The 18,447-nt window shown below is 68.9% G+C and carries 19 protein-coding genes; 2 read left to right on the top strand and 17 right to left on the bottom strand.

Annotation, left to right across the window (positions count from 1 at the left end; all coding sequences use genetic code 11):
* The first annotated feature begins 28 nt into the window (after positions 1 to 28).
* Positions 29 to 280 (top strand): hypothetical protein, encoded by a 252-nt coding sequence (locus FZ983_RS04045; protein ID WP_149222276.1) that lies wholly within the window; start codon positions 29 to 31, stop codon positions 278 to 280.
* Between the two features lie 29 nt (positions 281 to 309).
* Here FZ983_RS04045 and FZ983_RS04040 read toward each other — a convergent pair whose 3' ends face one another.
* The 4 genes from FZ983_RS04040 to FZ983_RS04025 all read right to left on the bottom strand — a co-directional run bounded on the left by FZ983_RS04040 (position 310) and on the right by FZ983_RS04025 (position 3,627).
* The gene (locus tag FZ983_RS04040) at positions 310 to 1,359 is read right to left on the bottom strand and encodes a hypothetical protein (protein WP_247883559.1); all 1,050 of its coding nucleotides are present in this window, start codon (positions 1,357 to 1,359) and stop codon (positions 310 to 312) included.
* Between the two features lie 184 nt (positions 1,360 to 1,543).
* Positions 1,544 to 1,765, bottom strand: coding sequence for a DUF1150 family protein (locus FZ983_RS04035; RefSeq protein WP_149222274.1), 222 nt, complete (start codon positions 1,763 to 1,765; stop codon positions 1,544 to 1,546).
* Positions 1,766 to 1,852: 87 nt separating this feature from the next.
* A complete protein-coding gene (locus FZ983_RS04030) occupies positions 1,853 to 2,329 on the bottom strand; it encodes an Hsp20 family protein (RefSeq protein ID WP_149222273.1) in 477 nt (158 codons plus the stop codon).
* Positions 2,330 to 2,454: 125 nt separating this feature from the next.
* A complete protein-coding gene (locus FZ983_RS04025) occupies positions 2,455 to 3,627 on the bottom strand; it encodes an NAD(P)/FAD-dependent oxidoreductase (RefSeq protein WP_149222272.1) in 1,173 nt (390 codons plus the stop codon).
* Between the two features lie 235 nt (positions 3,628 to 3,862).
* On the opposite strand from FZ983_RS04025, the gene rpsD reads away from it, so the two are divergent.
* Positions 3,863 to 4,477: a 30S ribosomal protein S4 gene (gene rpsD / locus FZ983_RS04020; RefSeq protein ID WP_012974917.1), complete on the top strand. Its 615-nt coding sequence runs from the start codon at positions 3,863 to 3,865 to the stop codon at positions 4,475 to 4,477.
* A 101-nt stretch (positions 4,478 to 4,578) separates the two neighbouring features.
* On the opposite strand, the gene FZ983_RS04015 is transcribed toward rpsD, so the two are convergent.
* The 13 genes from FZ983_RS04015 to FZ983_RS03955 all read right to left on the bottom strand — a co-directional run bounded on the left by FZ983_RS04015 (position 4,579) and on the right by FZ983_RS03955 (position 18,346).
* A complete protein-coding gene (locus tag FZ983_RS04015) occupies positions 4,579 to 5,781 on the bottom strand; it encodes a fused response regulator/phosphatase (RefSeq protein ID WP_149222271.1) in 1,203 nt (400 codons plus the stop codon).
* A 26-nt stretch (positions 5,782 to 5,807) separates the two neighbouring features.
* A complete protein-coding gene (locus tag FZ983_RS34990) occupies positions 5,808 to 7,046 on the bottom strand; it encodes a fused response regulator/phosphatase (RefSeq protein ID WP_149222270.1) in 1,239 nt (412 codons plus the stop codon).
* Between the two features lie 2 nt (positions 7,047 to 7,048).
* Positions 7,049 to 7,882 (bottom strand): ATP-binding protein, encoded by an 834-nt coding sequence (locus FZ983_RS04005; RefSeq protein WP_149222269.1) that lies wholly within the window; start codon positions 7,880 to 7,882, stop codon positions 7,049 to 7,051.
* Between the two features lie 5 nt (positions 7,883 to 7,887).
* Positions 7,888 to 8,193 carry an STAS domain-containing protein gene (locus FZ983_RS04000; protein ID WP_149222268.1) on the bottom strand — a complete coding sequence of 102 codons (306 nt, stop codon included), beginning with the start codon at positions 8,191 to 8,193 and terminating at the stop codon, positions 7,888 to 7,890.
* A 53-nt stretch (positions 8,194 to 8,246) separates the two neighbouring features.
* Positions 8,247 to 9,410, bottom strand: coding sequence for a methyl-accepting chemotaxis protein (locus FZ983_RS03995; protein ID WP_149222267.1), 1,164 nt, complete (start codon positions 9,408 to 9,410; stop codon positions 8,247 to 8,249).
* Between the two features lie 41 nt (positions 9,411 to 9,451).
* Positions 9,452 to 10,513 (bottom strand): chemotaxis response regulator protein-glutamate methylesterase, encoded by a 1,062-nt coding sequence (locus FZ983_RS03990; RefSeq protein ID WP_149222266.1) that lies wholly within the window; start codon positions 10,511 to 10,513, stop codon positions 9,452 to 9,454.
* A 3-nt stretch (positions 10,514 to 10,516) separates the two neighbouring features.
* Complete coding sequence (locus tag FZ983_RS03985) at positions 10,517 to 11,179, bottom strand: chemotaxis protein (protein ID WP_149222265.1); 663 nt, start codon at positions 11,177 to 11,179, stop codon at positions 10,517 to 10,519.
* Between the two features lie 3 nt (positions 11,180 to 11,182).
* Positions 11,183 to 12,094, bottom strand: coding sequence for a CheR family methyltransferase (locus FZ983_RS03980; RefSeq protein WP_149222264.1), 912 nt, complete (start codon positions 12,092 to 12,094; stop codon positions 11,183 to 11,185).
* Between the two features lie 19 nt (positions 12,095 to 12,113).
* Positions 12,114 to 14,735, bottom strand: coding sequence for a methyl-accepting chemotaxis protein (locus tag FZ983_RS34985; protein WP_149222263.1), 2,622 nt, complete (start codon positions 14,733 to 14,735; stop codon positions 12,114 to 12,116).
* 67 nt (positions 14,736 to 14,802) lie between these two features.
* Entirely contained in the window at positions 14,803 to 15,351 is a 549-nt protein-coding gene (locus FZ983_RS03970) for a chemotaxis protein CheW (protein WP_149222262.1), read from the bottom strand.
* Between the two features lie 9 nt (positions 15,352 to 15,360).
* Positions 15,361 to 17,640: a chemotaxis protein CheA gene (locus tag FZ983_RS03965; protein ID WP_149222261.1), complete on the bottom strand. Its 2,280-nt coding sequence runs from the start codon at positions 17,638 to 17,640 to the stop codon at positions 15,361 to 15,363.
* A gap of 29 nt (positions 17,641 to 17,669) precedes the next feature.
* Positions 17,670 to 18,047 carry a response regulator gene (locus tag FZ983_RS03960; RefSeq protein ID WP_149222260.1) on the bottom strand — a complete coding sequence of 126 codons (378 nt, stop codon included), beginning with the start codon at positions 18,045 to 18,047 and terminating at the stop codon, positions 17,670 to 17,672.
* On the bottom strand, positions 18,032 to 18,346 hold the full coding sequence (locus tag FZ983_RS03955; RefSeq protein WP_149222259.1) for an STAS domain-containing protein: 315 nt from the start codon (positions 18,344 to 18,346) through the stop codon (positions 18,032 to 18,034). Before FZ983_RS03955 ends, FZ983_RS03960 begins: the two co-directional genes overlap by 16 nt.
* Positions 18,347 to 18,447: the final 101 nt, after the last annotated feature.

The following is an 18,447-nucleotide window of genomic DNA, read 5'->3' as shown; positions in this document are numbered from 1 at the left end:
TGACGTTCGGGTGCCGCACCGGTCCAGAATGACGGCAGCTCCACGGCCGCCGGCCCGTTCCGAAAGCCCGTTCGCCATGGTCAACACCACCGCCTGTCCCTATTGCGGCTCCGACTACGGGCACGGTCCCGACGAGTGTCCACTCTGCCGTTCCGCCCGCCGCTCCGATCTGATCGTGCGCTGTCTCATCGGACTGCTGTTCCTGGCGCCGATCCTGACGCTGGCCGCGACGATCCTGCTGGACAATCGGGCGTTGGCGACGATTCTCTCGATGGATTGACGGGGTCGCAGCGGCCCTGACTTCGCCCTTTACAGGTGCCCGGTCCGCGCCGACTGCTCCAGCGCCTTGATGTGGGAGAGGCCAGGCAGGATCTCCGACTTCACGAACTCCATACGCCGGTTCGGACCGCCGCCACCGCGGGCGAAGCGGTGCTTCCACAGGTTCATCTTCACCGCCAGACCGCACAGCACGCCGCCGATGGTGACGTGGTGGGACGAGATCAGCTCGCGGATGGCGCGGAAGGTGTCGGCGTTGATGTCGCTCCAGAAATCCTTGGACCGGTTGTCGAAGCTCTCGAACCGGCCGGTGATGGAGGTGGAGATATCGGTCAGGTCGCGGGCAATCTCATCCAGCATCCGCATCTGCCGCGAATCGCGCTTCACCTCGGCGGAACTGCGGATTTCGCCCATCCAGGTGACGAAGCGCTGCACCTCCGGCACGATCTCGTCCAGGCATTTGCGGAAATAGGCCAGCGACAGGAAGATGTCGCCGTATTCCTCCAGGAACTGCGGGATCTCGTTCAAGCCGATGTCCAGCCGGTCGGCCATCATGCGCAGGTTGCGCAGCGCCTCCTCCCGGTTGGGATTGGCGAACAGCTGGATGATGTCGGTCACGTCGGCGACCTGAAGCTCCTCCGTGCCGTAGACATATTCCATCAGCGGCCGGGTGAAGACCCGCATGTAGTTGGTCAGTTCCGCCTTCTTGCGGTCGGACAGGGTCAGCGATTCGACGTTGTTGACGTCGATGTTCAGCCGCCGCAGCTCGATGCGCGAGGAGTAGACGTCGAAGCTGGAGGCGGCGCCGATCTTCTCCAGCTTCACCAGATCGCGCTCGATCTCGTCCTTGTAGGATTCGAAATAGGCGGGCAGATGGCGGGCGGTCACCTGGCCGCTGCCGGCCTGGGCGTCGTGGAACATCTCCACCACCGTCTGCAGCCGGACATTCTTGATCAGCCTGGCATGCTGCAGGCCGGGGGTGTCCAGCGGGATCGACGACAAGGGCAGAATGTGCAGGGAATCGCGGGCCTCGTCATCCCACGCCTTCCGCTTTTCCGTTTCGGCCGCGGCCTTCGCGTCCACCGCCGTATCGCTCGCCCCGCCGTCCAACCGACCGTCCCCCGATGCCTTTTCGCGTCTTGCGCCCGTGATTATGGCAGAGCGCACCTTACAACAGGAGTTAGGGCTGACAAGGATCGAGATGCCGGCCGCCGCGCGCTTGGCCCTTGTTGCCGGCGCGCGGCGGCGGGCGGTCGATGGCGGGGGGTCAGTGGACGCTGACCGGCTCCATGTCGTTCTGCACGATGGCGGCGAAGGCCAGTTCGCGGTCGGCGACGACGCTCAGCGGCGTGCCGTCGGCGGCGTGGATCGCGAAGGCGGCGGTGCCCTCGAGTTCCACCGGGCGGACATAGGCGACGTCGCCCAGACCGAAGCTGGCGAAATCCTGGGTCGACAGCTGGCGCAGCTGGCTGTGGGTATCGTTCATCATGATCGTGGTCTCCCGGCGGCTCCCCGTCATGGGCGGCCGCGCGTGCAGAGTGTCGGGAAGGCTGGTGGGAGGAAAACAGGGGCCGGGTCAGTCGTCCTTGCCGTCGGCGGACACGTCGATGGTGCGCGGCATGGCACCGCCGGCGGATTTCTTCGGCTGCTCGATCTTGATGGTACGGACCTTCGGTTCCGGCATCGGACGGGTCAGGTCGATGTTGAGCAGTCCGTTGTCGAGCGAGCAGCCCACGACCTCTATCCCTTCGGCCAGGACGAAGCTGCGCTGGAACTGCCGAGCGGCGATGCCGCGATGCAGGTAGACGCGCGACTTGTCATCCGTCTGGCGGCCGCGGATGACGAGCTGGTTGTCCTCGATCTGGACCGACAGGTCTTCGGAGGTGAAGCCGGCCACGGCAAGCGTGATCCGCAGGCCGTCGTCGCCGATCTGCTCGATGTTGTAGGGAGGATAGCCTTCGGCCGAATTCTTGGCGATGCGGTCGAGCGTCCGCTCGAACTGATCGAAGCCGAGAAGCAGCGGGCTGTTGAAGAGCGAAAGGCGAGTCGTCACGACGCATCCTCCTCACGACGGGAGCGAGTTGCGGAAGATGGGCCCGTTTCCGGCGCCCGGCGGATCGGCGGCCCAGCACATGCCGGCGCCGCCACGCCTATAGATTGGGAGAGCCGGGGGCGCGGTCAAGAACCCTGTGAGCCCCAAGAGCTGCCAATGATCTCGGGAGCCTCGCCCAATTCCGCCGCCACCGCGTCGGCGATGGCGAGGCAGGAGGTCAGGCCCGGCGATTCGATGCCGAACAGATTGATCAGCCCGTCCACCCCATGAGTCTCCGGCCCCTGGATCAGGAAATCGGCCTGGGGCTGCCCCGGTCCGCTCAGCTTGGGACGCACACCGGAGTAGGCCGGCACCAGCGCATGGTCGGGCAGCCCCGGCCAATAGGCGCGCACCGCGCCGTAGAAGGAGTCGGCCCGGACCGGATCGACGGCGTAGTCGATGGGCCCCTCTCCATGGCCGGCGATATCGCCCAGCCATTCCACGTCGGGGCCGAAGCGGGCCTGCCCGGCGAGGTCCAGCGTCAGGTGGACGCCCAGCCCACCCTCCACCGGAACCGGATACACCAGCCGCGAGAAGGGGGAGCGGCCGGCGGCCAGCGCATAGTAGTTGCCCTTGGCCAGCACCCGCGGCGGCACATGTGCGGCATCCAGCCCCTCCAGCCCGCGCGCGACCGCCCAGGCGCCCAGCCCGGCGGCGTTCACCAGGGCGGAGCAGGCCAGCCGCATCGGCTCCGCCCCGCCGACCTCCAGCTCGAAACCATCGGCGGTGCGGTGGGAGCGGAGCAGGGGGCTCTGCAGTGCCAGCATCGCGCCGGACTCCTCGGCGTCGCCCAGCAGGGCCAGCATCAGCCCGTGGCTGTCGATGATGCCGGTGGAGGGCGACAGCAGGGCGCCGACGGTGCGCAGGTTCGGTTCCCAGCCCATCGCCGTGGCGGCGTCGACCTCCGTCAGGTCGTTGACGCCGTTGGCGGCGGCCTGGGCGCGGATCGCCGCCAGCTTCGGCAGTTGGCTTTCCTCCGTCGCGACGATCAGCTTGCCGATGCGGCGGTGCTCCACGCCATGGGCGGCGCAGTAGTCATAGAGGGCGTCGCGGCCGGGCACGCACAGCCGGGCGCGCAGGCTGCCTGTCGGATAATAGATGCCGGCATGGATGACTTCGGAGTTGCGGGAACTGGTGCCGGTGCCGATGGCATCCGCTGCCTCCAGCACGATCACCTCGCGCCCGGCCCGCGCCAGCCGGCGCGCCGTCGCCAGACCGACCACTCCCGCCCCAACGACCACGCACTCCACCCGTTCCATCGCGTCATCCCTGCCTGCCGCTGTGACCGGAAGGGGAGCGCAAAGGGCAGAGCATTGCAAGGGGAAGAGGGAAGGCGCCGTCAGGCTTGACTCCGGCCCGCCAATGGGTATTGTGCGCGCCTTCACCTCCTGGGAAAGCGGGCGCGCGCAATCTTTGGCGCCCCGTCCGCCGCCTGAAAGGGCGGTCGGAACTACCGGGACAACATCAACTCGTGTACAACGAGGCGTGAGAGTTATGAGCAAGCGTCAAGAGTCCAAGTACAAGATCGACCGCCGCCTTGGCGTCAACCTGTGGGGCCGTGCCAAGAGCCCGCTGAACAAGCGCGAGTATGGCCCGGGCCAGCATGGCCAGCGCCGCAAGAAGCCGTCGGACTACGGTCTGCAGCTGATGGCCAAGCAGAAGCTGAAGGGCTACTACGGCAACATCGGCGAGAAGCAGTTCCGCCGCATCTATGCCGAGGCCGTCCGCCGCAAGGGCGACACCGGCGAGAACCTGATCGGCCTGCTGGAGCGTCGTCTGGACGCCGTGGTCTACCGCATGAAGTTCGCGCCGACCCCGTTCGCCGCGCGCCAGCTGATCAACCACGGCCACATCCTGGTCAACGGCCGCCGCCTGAACATTGCGTCGGCCCGCATCAAGGACAACGACACCGTCGAGGTGCGCGCCAAGTCCAAGCAGATGGCGCTGGTCCTGGAAGCCGCCGCTTCCGGCGAGCGTGACATCCCCGATTACCTGGAAGTCGACAGCAGCGCGCTGAAGGGCCGCTTCGTCCGCGCCCCGCTGCTGGCCGACGTCCCGTACCCGGTCCAGATGGAACCGAACCTGGTCATCGAGTTCTACTCGCGCTGATCGGTCGGCTCCCGCCGCACGCAAAAGGCCGCTCCCTCAGGGGCGGCCTTTTGCGTTCGGCAGATGCTCTTGGATGCGGCGTTAGATTCTCAACACCACACTCACCTCCGCCGGGACACCAGCAGCGCCGTCAAATCGTCGTCGATGGGACCGGTGGCGTGGAGATCGCCCAGCAGGCCGTCGAGCAGGCGGGCGCCGTCAGGTTCGTGCAGGCGACGGGCGAGCAGTGCGGCGAGACCCGGTTCGTCCAGCACATCATGACCGTCCGAGCCGAGCGGAATCTCGATCGCCGCGTCGGAGTATAGGAACAGCCGTGCGCCCGGCGGCATCGGCAGTTGCCGGCTGTCGTAGGTGGCGGACGACAGCAGGCCGAGCGGCAGGCCGCTGCCGTCGCCCAGCCGCGGCGCCTCGTCGCCGGGCAACCACATCATCGGCGTCGTCGATCCGGCCGAGGCGTAATCGAACACCCCCGCCACCGGGTCGATCAGGCCGGCCAGCATGGTGGCGAACTGACCGCTGGGAAGCAGGCCGCACAGCCGGCGGTTCATCGCGGCCAGGAACTCGGCAGGGGTCAGCTCCGTGCTGCCGATCTGGCGGCAGATGGCATCCAGCCGGAAGGTGTTCAGTGCCGCCCCCACGCCATGGCCCGAGAAATCGACCATGTAGACGGCGACCCGGCCGCCCGGCAGCCGGTCGATCCCCCAGAAATCGCCGCCCAACTCGGACGAGGGCGCGAAATGGGCGTCGATCGCGATCCCGGTCGCCGCCTGCAGGTCCGCCAGCCGGTCGGGACCGGGCAGCAGCCGGCTTTGCATGGCGCGGGCGAGCGCCAGTTCGCTCTCCGTCCGGCTGTGATACTGCTCCAGGTCGCGCAGCATGGCGCGCTTGCGAAGCTGGATGCGCACGCGGGCCAGCAGTTCCACCGCGTTGATCGGCTTGGTGACGTAATCGGTCGCCCCGGCGCGGAAGGCGTGGGCACGATCCTCGACGCGGTTCAGGCTGGACTGCACCAGCACCGGCAGCGATCTCCAGCGCGGATCGCCGCGCAGGAGCCGGCACATCTCGAACCCGTCCATCCGCGGCATCATCAGGTCGAGCAGGACGAGGTCGGGCTTGAAGCGCTCCATCCGGGCCAGCGCCTCCTGCCCATCCTCCGCCTGTTCGACCAGGGTGATGCCGCCGCGCTCCAGCAGGGCCAGCAGGAGATGGCGGTTGATCCGGTTGTCGTCGACGACCAGCACGCGGGCGCCGGCCAATCCGTCCGCGGGGTCGCTTTCTCCGGCAAGCAGTCCGGCTGCCATCATGTCCCCGGTATTCATGTTCCCGGTATTCACCTGGCCCCCCGCTCGATCCACAGCAGCGTGTGGTCGTCGCCGCTGACCTGTCCCAGCGCAAAGCCGAGCGAGCGCACGACGGCCTCGAAGCCGTCGCCTTCCGCCACCGCGCGGGCGATCATCCAGCCGAGCCCGATCCCGGTCCCGCCGGCATCCAGCGCCTCCAGCACCGCGACGGAGTAAAGCGCCAGCACGGCACCCGGCGGCAGCTCCATGACCTCGGCGCGATAACGGGTGCCGGGAGCGATGCCGATCGCCAGTCCGGTGGCGGCGCCGAATTCCGATCCGCCGTGGCCATGCAGGATCATCGGCGGAGCCCCCTCGGCGGAGGCGTGGGTGAAACGCCCGAGTTCGCCGTCGACCACGCCGTAGGTCATGGTCGCCGTCTCCCCCGGTGCCAGCAGACCGGCGGCGCGGTCGTTCAGGGCGCTCAGCAGGGCGGCGGCATCCTCGCCATGGATGGGGCCCAGCTCCTGCAGAAGGGTGTGCAGGCGGAAGGCGTTCAGCGCAGCCGACACGCCCTGGCCGGCGACGTTCAGCAGATAGACGCCGAAGCGCCGTCCGGAGAGCGGCAGCAACCCCCAGAGATCGCCGCCGAGATGGGGCGAAATCACGCTATGGGCACGCAGCGTGCAGCCGGCCGCCGCGGCGACGGCGGTACATTGCGCCGGCGTCGGCAGCAGATGCTCCTGCATCGAGCGGGCGATGGACAGTTCCGCCTCCACCCGCGCGCGGTAGCTTTGCAGCCGGCGGATCAGCACGCGGTCTTCCAGATGGATGCGCACGCGCGCCAGCAGTTCCGTCCGCTCCAGCGGCTTCGCCACGAGATCGGTGGTGCCGGCGGCGAAGGCTCTGTTGCGGTCCTCGCCCGACGACAGGGCGGTCTGCACCAGGATCGGCAGGTCCGCCGTCTCCGGCATGGCGCGCAGGCGGCGGCAGACCTCGTAGCCGTCTATCCCCGGCATCATGATGTCGAGGATCAGCAGGTCGGGAATGCCGGCCTCGATCATCGCCAGCGCTTCCATCCCGTTGGTGGCGAAGGAGACCTTGCGGAATCCCGCCTCGGCCAGGAAGGTGCCGATCACGGTGCGGTTGAAGGCGGTGTCGTCCACCACCAGGATCGGGCAATCCAGGATTTGGGAGTCGGCGACCTGTGAGCCGGGGCTCCGGAGTTCCGCATCCCGGCCTTCGAGGCTCTGCGGACGGCCGTAGCCGGAGATGTCCTGCCCGCTCATGGTCACAGCCGGAACCTCAGGCGGATGCGCCGGCCGCCATCCTCGATCTCCAGCCCGTCGGCGATGCTGCCGATCAGGTCGAGTCCGCGGCCCGATGCACCGGCCCGCTCCGGCCTGCGCGGGACGAAGCCGGCGCCCTGGTCGGTGATCTCGACCGTCGCCAATGCCCGGCCATTCTCCGACGCGTCTTTCGGCAGGCCCCCAACCGGGCCTGGGCCGGCCGGGACGGCTTGCGGCGGGTCGATGCGTACGGCGATGGAGATCCGCCGCGCGGCGAGCACCGGGTCGGCGAGTCCGTCGCCCAGATCGCGGGAGAAACGCTCCAACTCCTGGGCGCTCAACTCCTTCATGCCGCTGACGCCGAGATTGCCGTGCACCAGCGCGTTGCTGACCGCCTCATGCAGGGCCAGTTCGATATCGTCGCGGCGGTGCCCGGAAAGCGGGTGGCGGGCGCCGATGGCGGCCAGCAGGCGACCGCCAAGCTGCAGGTCGTGTGCGGTCGCGGTGGTCAGGTTGACATAGAGGTCGGTGCCGGACGCCTCGGCCAGCAATGCGGCCACGCCGCCACCATCCTCGTCACCGGCCGCCGGTTCGACCCAGGCGGCGATCGGGGGCAGCCACAGCGAGTCCTTCTCAGCCGCGCTACCGTCCGTCACAAGCAGCGCCAGCGCTCCGGAACCGGTCGGCCCCTCTGCCGGCCCCTCTGCCGGCCGCAGACCCAGCGCCCGCGCCAGCCGATCGCTGCGGTCGGGCGGCAGCCCCGGCGCGACGAATCCGGCGAAGCGCGTGCGGAGCCCGGTGGCGCCGCCGCCGGGAAGGGTGTCCCCGTTGGTCAAGCGGGTCAGTCCTCGATCTGGACGATCTTGGCGATCTGCGCCACGGTCAGCACCCGCTTCACCTGGCCGGCGGCGGCACGCAACACGAACTGCTTGTCGGCGCGGTCCATCTCCTCCCGCGCGATCAGCAGCATGCCGATGCCGGCGGAGTCGACGAATTCCAGCGAGGACAGGTCGAGCACCTGGCGCCGGGGCTTGTTCTGCCCCATCTCGCCGATCAGGGCGCGCAACTTTGCATGGTCGTTGAAGGTCAGGCGGCCGCGCAGGCGGACCACCGCCTCCTGGTCGCGCACTTCGATGCCGTAATCCATGGGGTCGTCTTTCAGATTAAGTGTCTCACTGTACAAGCGGCGGCTGTTCCGCGCTAGAAAAGTTCAATGTCGCCACCGGAACCGTTGTCCCCTCCGACATCCAGGTCGAGTACGCCGTTTTCGTCCAGCGCGGTGCCCTCCAGCAGCAGTTTGCGCACGAAACGCTCGCGCATCTCGCTCAGCGTGAAGCGGCCCATCAGCTGGTTTAGCCATTCCTGCGGCTCCCGCGCGCCGATGCCGGGCGGCACCTGGGCGCGGATGCGGGTCTCCAGCTCGCCCAGACCGGCGCTCATGATGGCGAGGCTGTCGTTGATCGCCTCGATCCGCTGCTTGGTCAGATCCTGGAACTGCATGCCGGTGATGACATGGGCGATGGTGGAGGACATGTCGGTCGACACCGATGCCGCCGTTTCCAGCACCGCCTGGAAATGGGTGGTCTGGGCCACCAGGCTGTCCATCGTCTTGTCGACGCGTTCCTTCGCCAGCATCTGCGGCGACATGTCGGTGTTGGCGATCTGGCGCAGGATGTCGTGGCCGTTGCGCACGCCCTTGACCACCGCGCCGACCTTGCTGCGCATGCGGTCCGCCAGTTCGCCGGTCGTGCGCGAGAGGTGCCGCACCTCCTGCGCGACCACGGCGAAGGTGCGTCCGGCTTCGCCGGCGCGGCTGGCCTCGATGGTGGCGTTCAGCGCCAGGAAGTTGGTCTGGCGGTTGATGCCGTCGATGTCGCCGATCGACTTCTCCAGCTCGGCCACGTCCTTTTGAACGTCATCCAGCAGATAGACCATGCTCATGGCATGGCGCGACAGGGTGACGATGTTGGTCACCATGTCGGTGATCATGTCCTGCATGCCGACGACCAGCGTGTCGAGCGGCATCCGTTCGCCGTCGATGTCCACCGATCCCGCCATGGCGACGATCTGCTCCACCCTCTCCGACTGTTCCAGCGCCTTCTGGGCCAGTTCGCGGAAGCGCTCCGACAAGTCGAGGGTGGAGGTCTCCACATGATCCGACGTGCGCGTCAGCTCGCTCTGGACGATGTCCAGGGTGCGGCGCTGCACGTCGGCGAAGCCGAGCCAGGTCGACAGAAGCTCTGCCGTGACCGAGACCTTGGCCTCGCCGTCCGCAGGGGGCGGTGCCGGGCGGTCCGCCATCGCCGGAGCGGCATCTCGGGCGGCGAACTGGGCGGCATCTCTGGCGGCGGCGGGGATGAACATACTGGTGCTCCTTGGGAACTCGGCCCGGATGCCCGCTCGGGTCAGGCGGTGCGGGTGCGCTCGCCGACGGCGTCGAAGGCGCGCAGCATTTCGGCGGGGATTTGGGTGAGCGGAAGTTCGACCGCGACCGCACCGGCCTCCTTGGCGGCGCGCGGCATTCCGTAGACGACGCAGCTTGATTCCTGTTCGCCGATGGTGAAGGCGCCGGCATCAAACATGGCCTTCATGCCGATGGCGCCGTCGCGGCCCATGCCGGACAGGATCACGCCCACCGCTTTGCCGCCCGCCGCCTTGGCCACGGAGGCGAACAGAACGTCCACCGACGGGCGATGGCCGCTGACCGGGGGCGTGTCCTGGATGTGGCAGACGAAACCGGCGGTGTCGCGGACGACGGCGAGGTGGCGGTCGCCGGGCGCGATCAGCACCAGCCCCTGGGCCGGCCGGTCGCCATGAACGGCCACCCGCACCGTGGGCGCCGACAGCCGGTCGAGCCGGGCGGCGAAGCTGGGCACGTAGCTGGGCCCCATGTGCTGGGTGATGAGGATGGGCGGGCAATCGGCCGGCATGGCGGCCAGGAGGTCGCGGATGCGCTCCACCCCGCCGGTCGAGGCGCCGACGGCGATCAGCCGCTTGCCCGATCCGGCGCGGCGCGGCGTCGGCAGGACGCCATGGACGGCAGGCGGCCTGCGCATGGCCAACCGGGCGGTGGCGGCAACCCGGATCTTCGAGACCAGTTCCATCGCCGTCGCCTCGAACCCAAGCCCGTCGGAGCCGCCGGGCTTGGCGACGCAGTCGACCGCCCCCAGTTCCAGCGCGCGGATGGCGGCGTCGGAGCCCTCGCGCGTGAGGGAGGAGACCATGATCACCGGCGTCGGCCGCAGCGTCATGATCTTTTCCAGGAAGGACAGGCCGTCCATCCTCGGCATCTCGACGTCCAGCGTGATGACGTCGGGATTGGTGGCCTTGATCACGTCGCGCGCCTCGAAGGCGTCGCGGGCGACGCCGGCGACCTCCATCCCAGGCTCGCGGGTCAGGATGTCCTTCAGCATCTCGCGCATCAGGGCGCTGTCGTCGACGATGACGACGCGGATCGGTCTGGGCATGGGTCAGTTCCCTCCCGCATCGGCGGGTCCGAACAGCTCCACCTCGCCCTCCACGGGGGTGCGGGCGAGATGGGTGATGAAGGACCGTTCGCGGGTGACGGTGTCGGCCGCCGCCTCCGGCCGCAGCAGGCGGCGCAGGGCGCGGCCGCTGTGCGGAAAGTAATGCAGGCGCCGCGCCGAGCCGCCGCCCAAATCCTGCCCGGCCAGCGTCAGCCCCTCCGCCCGCACATAGTCCAGCGCGAAGCGGCTGTTCAGCCCGCCGATGTCGTAGCTCGACTCGATGACGCTGGCGCCGCCGAACAGCTTGACCTGCAGCCGCCTGCGGTCGGCCCCGGCGGCGAGCAGGGCGTTGATCAGCCGCTCCATCGCGACCGACCCGTAGCGCGCGGCGGCGCCGGCGCCCTCCAATTCGCTGGCCGGCAGGTCGGGCAGCATGAAATGGTTCATGCCGCCGATCCCCCTCACCGGATCGTGGATGCAGGCAGCCACGCAGGAGCCCAGCGTGGTCGCGATCATCAGGTCGCCGCGGTCGCTGATCGCCTGCTGGCCCAGCGCGATCTTGACCGTCTCCGTCTTGAACTCGTGGTTGAAATAGCGGCCGCTGCCCAGCCGCCGTGCTGGTGCCGCCGGGCTGGGGGCCGCATGGGAGAGGGTGGGGGCGTTCATCGCTCACTCCCTCCGGTAAATCGTTGGGCCGGCCTGTCGGAACAGGTTCGACACGCCATACAGGCTCTCCGAGTGGCCGAGGAACAGATACCCGCCGGGGCGGAGCATCCGGCCGAAGTTTTCTATCACCTGCGTGCGGCCGCGGCGGTCGAAATAAATAAGGACGTTGCGGCAAAAGATCGCGTCGAACGGGCCGGACATCGGCCAATGTTCCAGCAGGTTCAGAGGCTTGACGGTTACGAGACGCTTGAGATCCTCGCCCATCTCCACCGCCGGCTCGCCGTTCAGCCGGGTGTCGTGGGTGAAGCGCTGGCGGATGGCGGGCGGAATGCCGGTGGCGCCCGACAGCGGATAGACGCCGCGCCGGGCCGTGTCGACCATGTGGGTGTCGATGTCGGTGGCGAGGATGCGGGCGTCCCAGCGGCGCAGGTCCGCGCCCATGGTCGAGACCAGCACCATCGCCATGGTGTAGGGCTCCGGACCCGAGGAGCAGCCGGCCGACCACAGCCGCAGCCGCGGGCGGGAGGCTCCCGCATTGCGCGTCCGCGCCTCCGGCAGGACGGTGGAGGCGAGGAAGTCGAAATGATGCGATTCGCGGTAGAAGCTGGTCAGGTTGGTGGTCAGCGCATTGACCAGGAAGCCGATTTCTTCCGCCCCGCCGTCGCCCTCCAGCAGGGCGCAATAGGCGTCGAAATCGGGCAGCCGAAGTTCGCGCAGGCGGCGCGCCAGCCGGGCATAGACCATCTCCGCCTTGTGCGGGGCCAGTGCGATGCCGGCCAGCTGGTAGAGCAATCCCGCGATCAGGTCGAAGTGATGCCGTTCGAAATGGAACTCGCGCGCGCCGCCGAACACCGCGGCCGGCACCCGGCGCGCCGCCGGAGATTCGATCGACAAGGCGGAGGAACGGTCGGTCATCGCGGCACCGGCGGCATCGTCAGGCGGGCACCTGCTGCCGCCGGATGTCCCCGGCGGAAGCGGTGGCTGCGGAGGCGGCGTCCCGCGACTGGCGGTCCAGGGTGAAGAAGGTCATCTGCCGGCGCAACTGGTCGGCCTGATCCTCCAGCGAGCGGGCGGCGGCGGTGCTTTCCTCCACCAGGGCGGCGTTCTTCTGCGTCATCTCGTCCATCTGGGCAATGGCGATGTTGACCTCGTCCAGGCCGGAAGCCTGTTCGGCCGTGGCCCGCGCGATCTCCGACACCAGATCGGCGACGCGGCCGATGCCCGACACGATCTCCGTCAGGGAGCCCCCGGCGGACCGGACCAGCCCGACGCCCTCGCGCACCTGCCCGCCGCTGTGGAGGATCAGAGACTTGATCTCCTTCGACGCCTGGGCGGAGCGCTGGGCGAGCTGCCGCACCTCCTGGGCCACCACGGCGAAGCCGCGCCCGGCATCGCCGGCACGGGCCGCTTCGACGGCCGCGTTGAGCGCCAGCAGGTTGGTCTGGAAGGCGATCTCGTCGATCACGCCGATGATGTCGGCGATCTTCTGCGACGACTGCTCGATCCGGCGCATCGCCTCCACGGCACTGGCCGCCACCTCGCCGCTGCGGGATGCGGCGGTGCGCGCCTCGGTGGCATAGCCGTTGACCTGCTGGGCGTTGTCGGCGTTGGACCGCACGGTGGCGGCGAGCTGTTCCATGCTGGCCGCGGTCTCCTCCAGCGAGGAGGCCTGCTGCTCGGTCCGTTCCGACAGGTCCAGGCTGCCTTCGGCCACTTCGCGGCTGGCGACGGCGATGGAACCGGCGGCATGGTCGATGCGCCGGACGATCTCCGACAGATGCGACACGGTGCCGTTGAAGTCGTCCTTCAGCCTCTGGAACACGCCCTCATACTGCTTGTCGATCCGGCGGGTGAGGTCGCCCTGCGACAGCGCCTCCAGCACCGATGCCAGTTCTTCGGTGACGGCGGCGACATTCTCGGACAGGCGGTTGATGCCCTCGCTCACCAGGCGGAAGAAGCCGGTCTTGCCGTCCAGTGCGATGCGGTGGCTGAAGTCGCCGCGGACGGCGTTCTCGACCATCGCGCCGATCTCCGCCTCGATCGCCAGTTCTTCCGTCAGGTCGCGCCATTCGATGACGGTGCCCAGCTTCTCGCCCTGGCGGCTGACCACCGGGTTGGCGATCACCTGGAAGGTCCGGCCGCCAGTCCTGGCCCAGCCGCGGTGGGTTTGCTTGAGGTCGGCCAGCAGGCGGCGCTGGTGCGAGGGGTCGCGATGGAAGACGTCGAAGTTGCGGCCGACCAGCTTGTTCGCGTCGAAGCCCGGCAGCGAGGCGCGCAGGTCGGCCTCGGCATTGCGGAACATGGCCATGATGGAGTCGTTGGCGTAGAGGATGCGGCCGTCGGTGTCCGCCATCATGATGTTGGCCGACACCCGTTCCAGCGCGATGCGGGAGCGCAGGGCCTCGACCGCCTCGTCCTTGAAGGCGGCGACGGCGCGGGCCATGTCGCCCAGCTCGTCCTGCTGACCGGTGTGGGGGACGCTGACCGACAGCTTGCCGTCGGTCAGCTCGGCCATCACCCGGCGGATGCCGGTGACCGGCGTGACGATGGAGGCGGCGATCCGGTTGGCGGCGACGCCGCCGATCACCAGCGACAGCAGCCCCAGCCCCAGCGTCAGGCGGATGGTGAAGGCCGCCACGCTCCCGGCCTCCTCCTCCGTCGCCCTGGCATCGGCGGCGATCCGGCCGACGATGCCGTCGATGGCGTCGTTGACCGCCGTGGCGGCGGCGGCGAGCTGGTCGGCGCGGCGCTTCGCATCGTCATTCGCGGCGATGACGTCGCGGAAGGCGGCGCGATAGTCGGCGGCGCGGACATCGACCTCGCGCAGGGTCATCGACAGGCCGCTGTTGGTACGGCCTCCGGCACCAAGGATGGCGGACAGCCTGGCTGCGGCGTCGGCCATCGCCTTGCCTTCGGTTTCCACTTGTGCAGCCGCAGCGGCGTCGCGCAGGCCGATGGCGCGGTTGGCGCTGAAGCGGGTCATCAGCCAGCGCTTCTCCACCTCCTGCGCGGCGAAGGCAGCATCCTTGTCGCCGGAGGCGGCGGCCATCGACACCACCTCATCCAGCCGCGTCGTCACCTGGGCACCCAGCGGGTCCATCCGTTCGCGCAGGCTGCGGTCGGCCTGCTCGCGCATGGCGCGGACTGCATCGAACCGCTCATGGTAGGTGGTGTGCAGGCTGTCCAGCTCGGCGAAGGCGGCGGCCTGGGGCGAGGCCGCCAGCGTCGCCTGCCGCTGAGTCATCGCCGAGTTGAACTCTCCGCGCAGCACGCGCAGCCGGTCCAGCGCCTCGGGCGTGCCCAGATTGATGTATTCGCGGGTTTGCAGTCGCTCGGCGGCCAGACGGCTTTCCAGATCCTTGGCGAACACGGCGAGGTCGCCCGAGGCGATGACCCCGTCGATGCGACGGTTCAGCCCGTCCAGCCCCAGGATGCCCACGCCGGACTGGGCGGCGATCAGAACCAGCAGAAGGCCGAAGACCAGCCACAGCCGTTTGGCGATGCGCATGTTGCTGAGGAAGCTGCCGGTTTTGGCGATCGTACCGTCGGTGGCCATCGGTGACGTTTCCTCTTCTTATTGCTTCTCGTTGCAGAGGCGCCGAAGGTTCCCTGACTCTTTCCGGTCAGGTGGTTTCGAGCGCCGGTGCGCGTGGTGCGGCGTCCTGGTCGACATGCTCGCCGGCGAACAGCTTCTCGACGTTCAGCAGGGTCACCATCCGGTCGTCGGCGGTGTAGAGGCCGCTGAGATATTCGGCGTCGATCAGGCCGCTGTCGACGTCGGGCGGCGGCTTGATCGCGTCATGGCCGATGGCCAGGATGTCGGAGATGGCGTCGACCAGGATGCCGCGCGTGCGCTCGCCCACCTGCATCACCACCACGACATGGCGCTTCGTCACCTGGGTGGGTCCGCCGCCGAAGCGGGCGCGCAGGTCGAAGATCGGGATGATGATGCCGCGCAGGTTGATCACGCCGCGGACATAGTCGGGCAGGTTCGGCAGGCGGCTTTCCGGCGTCCAGCCGCGGATTTCACGCACGGCCAGGATGTTGACGCCATATTCCTCGCTGCCGACCGTGAAGGTGACGTACTGCTCCTCCGTCCCGTTGGCGATGCCGCCGGTGGTCTGGAGGTCGGTGCGGGAGTTGACGGTGGCGATTGCGGTGGAACTGCTCATCGCTGGGCCTCAAACCGTTTGGCGTTGACGCTGGTCGGACCTGTCCGCCGGGGCGGGCAGGGATGGGGAAGGCGGGGTGGCGCCGCCGGCGCCGTTACCATTGCCGGCGCCGTGGCGGCTCATTTCGCGCAGGCCCGCGACGTCCAGGATCAGGGCGACCCGGCCGTCGCCCAGGATGGTCGCGGCGGCCACGCCGTCCAGCCGGCGGAAATTGGCCTCCAGGCTCTTGATGACGACCTGCTGCTGGCCCAGCACCTCGTCGACCACGAGGCCGAGGCGGGAGCCGTCCTCCGTCTCCACCAGCACGACCAGCCCCTGGGTGGCGTCGTCGATGGCCTTGGGGATGCCAAACAGCCGGTGCAGGTGGACGAGCCGCACATACTCGCCGCGCGCCATCATCACGTCGCACTTGTTGACCAGCCCATGCAGGTCGGCGGGCTTGGGCCGCAGGCTTTCCACGATGTTGGTCAGCGGCAGGACGAAGCGCTCCTCCCCCACCGAGATCACCATGCCGTCCAGCACCGCCAGCGTCAGCGGGAGCGACAGGACGAAGCGCGAGCCCTCACCCGGCGTCGAATAGACGCCGATGCGCCCGCCCAGGCTGGAGATGTTCCGCCGCACCACGTCCATGCCGACGCCGCGGCCGGACAGGTTCGACACCTGATCGGCGGTGGAGAAGCCGGGCAGGAAGATCAGGTGGTCGATCTCCTCGTCGGACATGGTGGCTCCGGGCTGGACCAGCCCCTTCTCGATGGCCTTGGACAGCACCTTGGCGCGGTTGATGCCGCGGCCGTCGTCCGTCACCTCGATCACGATGCGGCCGGACCGGTGGGCGGCGGACAGATGCACGGTGCCGGCGCGCGGCTTGCCGATGCGCTCCCGCTCCTCCGGCCCCTCCAGCCCATGGTCGATGGAGTTGCGGATCATGTGGGTCAGCGGATCGACGAGGTTCTCCACCACCGTCTTGTCGACCTCCGTCGTCTCGCCCGACGTGACCAGCATGACTTCCTTGCCGGTGGCTGCGGCGCATTCGCGCACCAGCCGCGGCATGCGGGAGAAGACGCTGGAGACCGGCTGGGCGCGGATCGACATCACGCTCTCGCGCAGCTCGCGGGTGTGCTGGGCGAGGCTCTCCAGCCCCTCCAGCAGTTCCTGGAACTGGCCGGGCGGCAGGTCGCGCAGATGCTCCGCGATCATCGCCTGGGTGATGACCATCTCGCCGACCATGTTCACCAGCCGGTCGATCTTGTCGAGGTCGACGCGGATGGTGTGGGTGGTCGGTCCGGAATGGTCGCCGCTCGTGCCGCTGCCGTTGCTGCGCTTGGCGCCGTCGCCGGCCTTCGCGGCGCCGGGGGAGCCGGAGGTGGTGGCCGGGGCCGTGGCGGCCGGCGCGGAAGCGGGCGCCGCCGGTTCCGGCAGGTTGGCGGCCGGCAGAGGCTCGGCCGCCTGGATGACGGCGGGGGGCGGCGCCTCGGCGCTGATGCGGATGTCGCAGTCGTCGGCGACGAACTCGAACACGTCGTCGATCTGGGCGCGGTCGATCTGCGGGTCGGCCAGCAGCGTCACCGTCCAGGACAGGTGCAGCAGCTCGGCGTCGAGGTCGCGCAGGGAGGGCAGCTTGTCCAGATGGCAGACCACCTCCGCGTCGCCAAGACGGCGCAGGGCGCGCAGCATGTAGGTCGGCTCGTTGCCGGACAGCAGCAGTTCGGCTTTCGGGCGGAAGACGATGGTCCAGCGGACCTTTCCCTCCGGCACCGGGCCTGAAATCGGAGGGGAGGGCTGGTCGTCGCGGGCGGCCTGGATGGCGGCCAGCGCGTCGCCGAAGATGCCGGCCTCGTCATCCTCGTCGTCGGGATAGAGCGTGCCCGCGGGCGCCGGGGGCGGCTCCTCCGCCGGTGCCTCGGCCTTGCCCAGGAAACGGCGGAGCGCCGCGACCGTCTCGTCGGTGGTGCCGTCCGGCGCGTCGGTTTCGTCGGCGGCATGGGCCAGCAGGCGGGCCAGCACGTCGTTGGCGCGGATCAGCGTGTCGACCAGTTGGGTGGTGACCGGGATCTCGGCGTTGCGCACGCCGTCCATCACCGTTTCGAACTCGTGCGCGAAGGCGACGAGGTCGTTGAAGCCGAAGGCGCCGCCGCCGCCCTTGATCGAATGGACGGCGCGGAAGATCGCGTTCACCTCGTCCATGTCGATCTCGCCGGGGGCGAGGCGCAGCAGCCCGGCCTCGGCGACGGCCAGCAATTCGGCGCTTTCGTCGAAGTAGGTCTGCTTGAAGCGGCTGAGATCGTCCACGGCTGTGCCTCCTTACCGTCCGCTGCGGTTCAGCCGCAGACCTTCTGCACCACCGACACCAGCTTGTCGGGGTTGAAGGGCTTCACGATCCAGCCGGTCGCTCCGGCGGCCCGGCCCTCCGCCTTCTTGCTCTCGTCCGCTTCGGTGGTCAGCATCAGGATCGGCAGGGTGCGGTGGGCGGGAATGGCGCGCAGCCTGCGGATCAGGGTCAGCCCGTCCATCACCGGCATGTTCAGGTCGGTGATGACCAGATCGACCTTGGTGGTGGCGATGGCGCTCATCGCCTGCTGGCCGTCGGCGGCCTCCACCACGTCGTAGCCGGCGCCCCGCAGGGTGAAGGAGACCATGTCGCGCATGGTCCGCGAATCATCCACCGTCATCACTTTCTTCTTCACGCTCGGCTCCATTGCTTCAGCCAGGCGGCGAGACCCAGATCCTCGCACGCTTCGGACAGGACCTCGGACGGGGCGGCGAGGACGAAGGCGGCCCCGCGGTCGGTTGCGTCGCGGGCGGCGACGACCAGCGCCTGGATGCAGGCGGCGCTGATCCGCTCCACCGCGTCCGCCTGCACCGCGACGTCCGCCGACGCCTTGAAGGCGGCACGCAGGCTGTCGAGCAGAGGTTGCGCCATGGGCAAATCCAGGTCGCTGGGCAGGCCCAGGCGAATCCGCCCGCCATCCTCCTCCGTCCACTTGATCAGCGACACGCCACCCCTCCGTCCACAGCAGACGCACTCTTGCGCATTGCGGTTGCAGCAGCGACGTTGCCAGAAGGCGTCTCAAGGATTCGTTAAGCGGAAGTGGCGGA

Origin of the sequence: Azospirillum sp. B21 (assembly GCF_008364825.1) — a bacterium.
GTDB lineage: Bacteria > Pseudomonadota > Alphaproteobacteria > Azospirillales > Azospirillaceae > Azospirillum.
The sequence above is the reverse complement of the archived record's forward strand: the minus strand, read 5'-3'. Positions and strand labels throughout refer to the sequence as shown.

Coding starts and splice junctions, on each gene's coding strand:
- FZ983_RS03990 (WP_149222266.1), bottom strand. CDS start 10,513: ATGCCCAGACCGATCCGCGTCGTCATCGTCGACGACAGCGCCCTGATG.
- FZ983_RS03980 (WP_149222264.1), bottom strand. CDS start 12,094: ATGACCGACCGTTCCTCCGCCTTGTCGATCGAATCTCCGGCGGCGCGC.
- FZ983_RS03960 (WP_149222260.1), bottom strand. CDS start 18,047: ATGGAGCCGAGCGTGAAGAAGAAAGTGATGACGGTGGATGATTCGCGG.
- FZ983_RS04045 (WP_149222276.1), top strand. CDS start 29: ATGACGGCAGCTCCACGGCCGCCGGCCCGTTCCGAAAGCCCGTTCGCC.
- FZ983_RS04015 (WP_149222271.1), bottom strand. CDS start 5,781: ATGATGGCAGCCGGACTGCTTGCCGGAGAAAGCGACCCCGCGGACGGA.
- FZ983_RS03985 (WP_149222265.1), bottom strand. CDS start 11,179: ATGAACGCCCCCACCCTCTCCCATGCGGCCCCCAGCCCGGCGGCACCA.
- FZ983_RS04035 (WP_149222274.1), bottom strand. CDS start 1,765: ATGATGAACGATACCCACAGCCAGCTGCGCCAGCTGTCGACCCAGGAT.
- FZ983_RS04025 (WP_149222272.1), bottom strand. CDS start 3,627: ATGGAACGGGTGGAGTGCGTGGTCGTTGGGGCGGGAGTGGTCGGTCTG.
- FZ983_RS34990 (WP_149222270.1), bottom strand. CDS start 7,046: ATGAGCGGGCAGGACATCTCCGGCTACGGCCGTCCGCAGAGCCTCGAA.
- rpsD (WP_012974917.1), top strand. CDS start 3,863: ATGAGCAAGCGTCAAGAGTCCAAGTACAAGATCGACCGCCGCCTTGGC.
- FZ983_RS03995 (WP_149222267.1), bottom strand. CDS start 9,410: ATGTTCATCCCCGCCGCCGCCAGAGATGCCGCCCAGTTCGCCGCCCGA.
- FZ983_RS34985 (WP_149222263.1), bottom strand. CDS start 14,735: ATGGCCACCGACGGTACGATCGCCAAAACCGGCAGCTTCCTCAGCAAC.
- FZ983_RS04000 (WP_149222268.1), bottom strand. CDS start 8,193: ATGGATTACGGCATCGAAGTGCGCGACCAGGAGGCGGTGGTCCGCCTG.
- FZ983_RS03970 (WP_149222262.1), bottom strand. CDS start 15,351: ATGAGCAGTTCCACCGCAATCGCCACCGTCAACTCCCGCACCGACCTC.